This window comes from Pseudanabaena sp. 'Roaring Creek' (assembly GCF_001402795.1).
GTDB lineage: Bacteria > Cyanobacteriota > Cyanobacteriia > Pseudanabaenales > Pseudanabaenaceae > Pseudanabaena.
Map to the genome: position 1 here is coordinate 1 of NZ_LIRE01000323.1, position 7779 is coordinate 7779.

Sequence of the window (7779 nt, forward strand, 5' to 3'; positions counted from 1 at the left end):
TATAGTTGTTTTAAATAACTTGTAGACGGGCTTCGACTTCGCTCAGCCCTCGGTGTAAGCTAGCTGAGCGAAGTCGAAGCTGTAGTTTTTATTTGAATTATCTATACTACCTGTTTCGGGTAGTCCAAAAAAGATAATGGAATTTACTGACAAAAAACAAAAAAAGCGCACATAGTGCGCTTTTTTTGTTTGAGAAGCATTTCTAAAAGGAATGCTTCTTTATGTGATTTATGTAATTAACCGAGAACCTTACGAGCGGTAGCTACGACGTTATCAACGGTGAAGCCAAACTTCTCGTAAACAACTGGACCAGGAGCCGAAGCACCGAAGGTATCCATACCGATCACTGCGCCTTCAGAGCCAACATACTTGTGCCAGCCAAAGGTGCTACCAGCTTCAACACTGACGCGCTTCTTGACGGAGACAGGAAGTACAGATTCCTTATACTCGTCGGATTGCTCATTGTAGAGTTCTTGAGAAGGCATCGACACAACTCGAACAGCCTTACCTTCAGCAGCCAAGATTTCCGCAGCTTTTACAGCTAGAGCTAATTCGGAACCAGTAGCGATGATAATCAATTCGGGATTAGGAGCATCAACGACAATGTAACCACCCTTCTTCGCGCCTTCGATGGAAGTACCAGCGAGGTTCTTCACACCTTGACGGGTGAAGGCTAGGAAGCTTGGACGCTTGCGGTTAGCGATCGCCACTTGGTAAGCCGCCACAGTTTCATTGGCATCCGCAGGACGGATAGTCAAGGAGTTAGGAATTACACGCAAGGAAGCAATGGTTTCTACGGGTTGGTGGGTGGGACCATCTTCACCGAGCATTACGGAGTCGTGGGTCAGGATATACAAAGCACCGATTTCTGCTAGTGCCGAGAGACGCATCGCGCCACGCATATAGTCAGCAAATACGAGGAAGGTCGCACCGTAGGGGATCGTACCGCCGTGCAGCGCCATCCCATTCATGATTGCGCCCATACCATGTTCGCGAACGCCAAAACGGAAGTTACGACCTTCGTAGGAACCGTATTGGAAATCAGCTAGCCCTTTAACATAGGTCATGTTGGAGTGAGCCAAGTCAGCGGAACCGCCCAAAAATTCAGGAAGTACGGGAGACAATGCATTCAAGCAAGCTTCAGAAAGCAGACGAGTTGAGGTTTCCTTTTGGGCGACTGGTTCGAGAGCCTTTTCCCAACCTTCAGGAAGTTCGCCAGCCATAATCCGCTTGAATTCAGCAGCTTCCGCAGGATAAGCAGTTTCGTAAGCAGCAAAGCGCTCGTTCCACTCAGCTTCAGCCTTAGCGCCCTTATCGATCGCTTGACGGAAACGGCTAAGTGCATCGGCAGGAACGTCAAAGGGCTCGTATTCCCAACCGAGATTAGCGCGGGTCGCGGCAACTTCATCGCCACCAAGCGCCGCACCATGAACGCCAGCAGTACCAGCCTTCTTAGGAGAGCCATAACCGATGGTGGTAGTAACCACGATCAAGCTAGGCTTGTCGGTGACGGATTTGGCTTCAGCCAGAGCCTTAGCGATCGCATCGAGATCTTCGTTACCATCAGCAACTTTCACAACGTGCCAACCGTAGGCTTCGTAGCGCTTGCCCACATCTTCGGTAAAGGCGAGGTCGGTACTGCCATCGATGGAAATGCTGTTGCTGTCATACATCATGATCAGCTTGCCGAGCTTGAGGTGACCACCCAAGGAAGCAGCTTCGGAAGCAATGCCTTCCATGTTGCAACCATCGCCGAGGATGACATAGGTATAGTGATCGACGATATTGTGTCCTGGTTTGTTGAAACGAGCCGCCAAGTGGGCTTCGGCGATCGCCAAACCAACGGCGTTACCAACACCTTGACCGAGAGGACCTGTAGTAACTTCTACACCAGCGGTTTCAAAGTTTTCAGGATGTCCAGGGGTGGAGCTGCCCCACTGACGGAATTGCTTAATATCTTCGATGGTGACGCTGTCGTAGCCAGTCAAGTGGAGCAAAGAGTATTGCAACATGCAACCATGTCCTGCGGAGAGGACAAAGCGATCGCGATCTACCCACTTAGGATTCTTAGGATTAAACTTTAAAAACTGATCGAACAGCACAAAAGCCATTGGTGCTGCGCCCATCGGCAGACCGGGGTGACCAGATTTTGCTTTTTCGACCGCATCGATCGACAAAAAGCGGATGGAGTTAATGCAGAGTGTCTCAAGAGTTTGAGGTTTCGAGGGTGCAGCGACCATAGTTACAATTGCTTAAGAAAATTTGTACTCAATCAGGTATATTTTCCCTCAAAACTGTCCCATAACAATAACAAATTTTAATAATTGGTATCGCTTTACTCAATTTGCGATCGCTTAACCAAATTCTTGCTCAATGATTCGCCAATTTACAGACAGCACTCCTGATTCTAGACTGAGGCGACTAACAACCTGCTCTAATAGTGAATCGTTGCGTTCCTGCGTCACCATTTCAGCTTCAACACTAACACGATCAGATTGTTCAGCCATATCTTCACTAAATAAAGATCGCAACTTGAGTTTTTTACCTTCAATTGACTGTAATAACAGAGCACGAACATGTGCTTCATCATTGGTACGGCAGATCACGTCACAGCGATAACAAAGTTCTAACTCTGTACCTTTGAGGGGCTGTTGATTAATGCGATATCCTATAGGTCTTAATACCACATTGGCAAGTAGTACCATACCTGTGCCAATGACAGCGTGCATCAATAATCCTGCCCCAGAAGTTGCACCGATCGCTGCCGCACACCAGAGAGTTGCCGCAGTATTCAGTCCGCGTACAGTCAAACCCTCCCGTAAAATTACGCCACCTGCTAAAAAGCCAATTCCTGAGACCACCTGAGCCGCAATGCGCGTAGGACTAGAATCACCCGTGGTGGATGCTGACAACATTACGAATATGGCTGCACCAGTTGCCACAAGAGTATTTGTTCTCAGTCCAGCCATTCTTTGCCGCCATTGTCTTTCTAATCCCAGTAGAGAGCCTAAGACAAAAGCTGCTACTAGTCGAATCGTAAATTCTAATAGAGTCATGTTTACGTCAATATATCCTTATAGCTTGGTTGCTCCAGATAGTTGAACCTACAATGATTTTGCAACACAGTAGAGTATCCCAGAACACTCGCAGTTCCAGTAGAATTATACCAATTCCCAAAAGTGTGGCTACACTTTTGGGAATTGAAAACCAAACCCAGTAAGGTTTTTAAAATCACAAAATGGCGTAGCCATTTTGTGATTTGGTATTAATGAATTTCATAGCGACATATGTCGAAACTCAAATAATTATTACGGCAGCTTAAAATCAGCGATCCCTAACAATATAGGTATTAACATATATATGGATATGAAAATAATCCTAAATAAAGTTCTCTAGATATTCCTTAAAGGTGATAGTTATGAACGGCTTAAAACAAACATTCATGAATACGGTGGAATATTTAAGCGATGCGATCGCGAGGATTTTCAGCCCTAGTCAAGACAATTTTCCTGCTACAGGAGCCCAACCCTACAAGGGCGATCCCGCTTCCGAGAATAACAAATAAATTCCTTCTAAACCGAAAAGAGAATTACAGCGCTTTGCGCTGTAATTCTCTTTTCGGTTTTATGTCCTGATATACTTAGCGACAACTAAGTACGACGACTAAGTACGACGACTAAGTGCAATAACTAAATAGCTAGGCGCAATTAAACATAAAGCCCAAAAAACCTGTATAGCACGCTGCGCGTGCTATACAGGTTTTGATTCTGGGTTGCAGCTACTTAGTAAATCAAATCACGCAAAAAATCATACAGATGCCTCTCTATGACGCAAAACCTAACTGGACAGCCAACCATAGCAGCACCAAGTCCTTGGCAATGGATGAGGAAAAATCTATTTAGTAACTGGGTTAATAGTTTACTGACAATTTTTTGTCTCTGGTTGCTTTACCAAGTTGTTGGCGGAGCATTGATTTGGGCGACGACCATAGCCCAGTGGTCAGTGGTTAGTAGCAACCTGCGTCTATTTTTAGTAGGGCTATATCCCGTAACCGAATTTTGGCGATTGTGGGGAATTTTAGCGCTAGTCGGCACTCTTGCTGGTATTTCTTGGGGGGTGTGGGGGAGATTTAGTCGCTCTGTCGCGATCGCGATTGGAGCCTTGTCTGTTACCCTTACGATCCTACTCCCAGTTGACCTCCTCTTTAGAGGTTTAACCTTGGCAATTAGCGGGACGATCGCGATTGGCTTTGTCATCGGACAACAGAGCAAAAGATTTACCCAAAGTTCTCTCCTTTTAGCGATCGCTTGGTTTGCATCTTTTCCTATATCCCTGTGGTTAGTTGGTGGGAATTTAGGATTATCAGCCGTTGATGTAAATATGTGGAATGGATTAGTCCTCACTTTAATCGTCGCCATCTCTGGTATCACCTTCTCCTTTCCCCTAGGAGTTTTATTAGCTTTAGGCAGACAAAGCACCCTACCTCTCATCAAATTATTTTGTATCTTGTATATTGAGATTGTGCGGGGATTGCCCTTAATCGGCATTTTATTCATGGCGCAGGTAATGTTGCCCCTATTTTTACCCGCAGGTTTGGAAATCGATCGCGTTTTAAGGGCGATCGCCGCCTTTGTGTTGTTTAGTGCGGCTTATCTGGCGGAAAATGTGCGTGGGGGGTTACAGTCTATTCCCAAAGGGCAAGCGGAGGCGGCGCGAGCATTGGGGCTCGGTATCCCCTCGACAATTGCTTTAATCATTTTACCCCAAGCCCTTAAAGCTTCCATTCCTGCGATTGTCGGACAGTTTATAGGATTGTTTAAAGACACTTCCCTAGTAGCGATCGTGGGTTTAGTCGATCTCATGGGTATATCGCGGACTGTATTATCCCAGCCAGAGTTTATCGGACGCTATGCCGAAGTCTATCTATTTGTCGCTCTGATCTATTGGATATTCTGTTTTTCCCTTTCTCAAGCCAGTCAAAAATTAGAAAAAAAATTTCAAAACTAAGTAGTTAAGTAGCTAGGCATAAGTAAACTTAAAACCCAGAAGATCATACCGCCCGCTGTGCGGGCGGTATGATCTCTGGCTTTGGTCTTTAATTATGCCTAGCTACTTATACCAATTCACAAAAGTGTTGTCACACTTTTGTGAATTAAAAACCAAACCCAGTCAGGGCTTTCCAAGCTGAAAATGGCTACGCCATTTTCAGCTTGGGGATAACTTGTGCGGTAAACTATTTTGCGCCATCTTGCAAATCCTATCTCCCTCCATTAACCATGACCGAAGCGATCGATAAGGTAGCATTTCAACAACGACCCACATGGGACGAGTATTTTATGCTGCTGACCAAACTCGCGGCTATGCGATCGACCTGTCTGGCTTTTCCAGTCGGGGCAGTTATTGTCAAGGATAAGCAGGTGCTAGCTACGGGCTACAATGGCTCGCCCTCAGGTTCCGTTCATTGCACTACTCAAGGTTATTGCTATCCCAACGTTCTTACCTGCGATGCCAGCAAAGAATTTCCCTCAAGAGCCGTTCACGCTGAAGCCAATGCGATCGCCCAAGCAGCTAAGCATGGCATTCCTACTGATGGCGCGAGTATTTACGTCACGTTAGAACCCTGTATTTCCTGTTTAAAGTTAGTGGTATCAGCAGGCATTCGCGAAGTTTATTATGAAACAACCTTTAATAAAGGTAACAACGCCGCCCTATGCCAATCCTTTGTAGATGAAGGATTAGTGGTTCTTAAGCAAATTCAAATATCACCATCCGTTCTCCAAAGAGCGAATTTATTTCTGAACTCCCCTACGTCTGAATTGCGCTTATTCTCTGGTTAATCCCAAAAGACTGTTGTCAATGAATTGTCATTGGTCTGCGGAGAGCGCAATCCGAAATCCATAGTAGTTGTACCAATTCACAAAGGGGTCTTTGCGCCGATTTGCCGCTCTACATTCCCATTGATCATGTTTCCAAGAACCGCCCCGAAGTACACGATATTGCATATCTCCTCCCAATTCCCAAACTGAGCCATTGGCAGGTCTACCCCGATAATCTTCATGCCAAGGATCGGCACACCACTCCCAGACGTTGCCATGCATGTCATAGAGCCCAAAATCATTGGCAGGAAAGGTTCCAACAGGAGTAGTTCCCTCGCGATATTTTATAGCTGCGTTAGAATCATACTGAAGACTACCATCATAATTGGCAAGATCCGTACTAATTTCCTCCCCAAAGGAATAGCGAGTTGATTTCCCGCCTAGACAAGCATATTCCCATTCTGCTTCACTAGGTAGGCGATAAGCTTTTTTGGTCAGCTTACGCAGCCTTTTACAAAACTCGATCGCATCTGCCCATGAGACATTATCCACAGGCGCAAATTCATTCTTAAAGTGGGAAACATCAGGATTGAGTGCACTGCCAACTTCTGGCAATCGAGCGACCGACCGCCATTGTCGTTGCGTAACTGGAAATTTCCCAAGATAGAATGAAGAGATATTTACTTGCTGTTGCGGTTTTTCACTGTTATAACCTTCATGCTTGTAGGAAGTTCCCATCATGAACTTACCTTCAGAAATAAGTAACAACTCTAAAAAGCTGTCTTCCCCTAAATGCTCGCAATACAATTGTTCAAGATTGCTTCTCATAACCAAACTTAGCCCCTAAAAATTTGTAATATTTTACTAAATAAGTCTAGATTATATGGCGTTTCTAATTTAAATATCACATGTTCAACATATTTTTTAAGAGAGCGGTTGCTAATCAATCAATCGCCTTTGTCTTTTTTACCTCAGGGCTAGTTTCAGGATTACTGGTTAGCTGCAATCCCACAAGCGATCGCGTTCGAGATGCCTCAACCCAAAAGTTAGCGGGAACTTGGGAATTTAAAAATTCCGATGGAGGCAAAATAGGTACGGCAGTTTTTGAAACCCAAAATGATATAGATGGAAATGTATATATTTTCTCTAACGATTTATCGTCGGGCAAAATAGCGATCGCTGGGAAATTCAAAGCGAATCCTCATACGAATCCCCAACAACTCGACTTCGTTTTTGGCGATCTCACGACTCAAACGATCTATGAAGTTGATCGCAATGGCTTATTAAAAATAGCTAACACAGTTCCCGAGCGGATTCGCCCCGATGACTTAGGCTGGCAACCACAACAGTTAACAAAGATTTCTGATCGCATGACCATTGATGGCGATATTAAAATACTTAAGTCAGTAGATCTCACTAGTTCCACAGCTTCGATCCGTGAGAACGAAGGTAAAGCTTCTATTCGCGCAATTCTGCGATCGCAACAGCAAATATTTCAAGAAAAGGGACAATTCTCGACAGATATCAATCAAATCAAATCTGGACTACAGCTAGACTCAGACCTTTATACATACAAAATCAATCTATTCACAGAAGGCTCTGAATTAATGGTGCAGAATAGCGCTATTCCCGTAAAAGATGGATTGAAAGCCTATACAGGAATTATCTATACGATCTCTGGAGAAAATGGACAAAAAGCCACCAAATTAATAATGTGTGAAAGCAATCTTGCAACGAAAGAAATTGCATCAAAGCCGCAAAATCAGGATGAAGGATACCGATGTCCAGATAAGTACACTTTCATCGATCCGTAAATATAGCTGTCGCCAAATGTACTAGGACATAAAACCCAAGAATTATAGATAATTCAAATAAAAACTACAGCTTCGACTTCGCTCAGCTAGCTTACACCGAGGGCTGAGCGAAGTCGAAGCCCGTCTACAAGTTATTTAAAACAACTATA

Annotated in this window: 7 protein-coding genes; 4 read left to right on the forward strand and 3 right to left on the reverse strand. The window is 44.6% G+C overall.

The annotated features are described in order from the left end of the window. Nucleotides 1-236: 236 nt before the first annotated feature. Both tkt and AC805_RS10970 read right to left on the reverse strand, forming a co-directional pair. Entirely contained in the window at nt 237-2240 is a 2004-nt protein-coding gene (gene tkt, locus AC805_RS10965; protein WP_055075473.1) for a transketolase, read from the reverse strand. A gap of 114 nt (nt 2241-2354) precedes the next feature. Beyond that, nucleotides 2355-3056 (reverse strand): MgtC/SapB family protein, encoded by a 702-nt coding sequence (locus AC805_RS10970; protein WP_055075474.1) that lies wholly within the window; start codon nt 3054-3056, stop codon nt 2355-2357. A 362-nt stretch (nt 3057-3418) separates the two neighbouring features. On the opposite strand from AC805_RS10970, the gene AC805_RS26225 reads away from it, so the two are divergent. From AC805_RS26225 to AC805_RS10980, 3 genes are all read left to right on the forward strand, one after another. Beyond that, nucleotides 3419-3565, forward strand: coding sequence for a hypothetical protein (locus AC805_RS26225; protein WP_197278698.1), 147 nt, complete (start codon nt 3419-3421; stop codon nt 3563-3565). A 260-nt stretch (nt 3566-3825) separates the two neighbouring features. Continuing rightward, complete coding sequence (locus tag AC805_RS10975) at nt 3826-5007, forward strand: amino acid ABC transporter permease (RefSeq protein ID WP_055075475.1); 1182 nt, start codon at nt 3826-3828, stop codon at nt 5005-5007. A gap of 269 nt (nt 5008-5276) precedes the next feature. Beyond that, nucleotides 5277-5837 carry a dCMP deaminase family protein gene (locus tag AC805_RS10980; protein WP_055075476.1) on the forward strand — a complete coding sequence of 187 codons (561 nt, stop codon included), beginning with the start codon at nt 5277-5279 and terminating at the stop codon, nt 5835-5837. A gap of 27 nt (nt 5838-5864) precedes the next feature. On the opposite strand, the gene AC805_RS10985 is transcribed toward AC805_RS10980, so the two are convergent. Next, on the reverse strand, nt 5865-6644 hold the full coding sequence (locus tag AC805_RS10985; RefSeq protein WP_055075477.1) for a formylglycine-generating enzyme family protein: 780 nt from the start codon (nt 6642-6644) through the stop codon (nt 5865-5867). 80 nt (nt 6645-6724) lie between these two features. On the opposite strand from AC805_RS10985, the gene AC805_RS10990 reads away from it, so the two are divergent. Further along, on the forward strand, nt 6725-7630 hold the full coding sequence (locus AC805_RS10990) for a type IV pilin-like G/H family protein (RefSeq protein ID WP_055075478.1): 906 nt from the start codon (nt 6725-6727) through the stop codon (nt 7628-7630). Nucleotides 7631-7779: the final 149 nt, after the last annotated feature.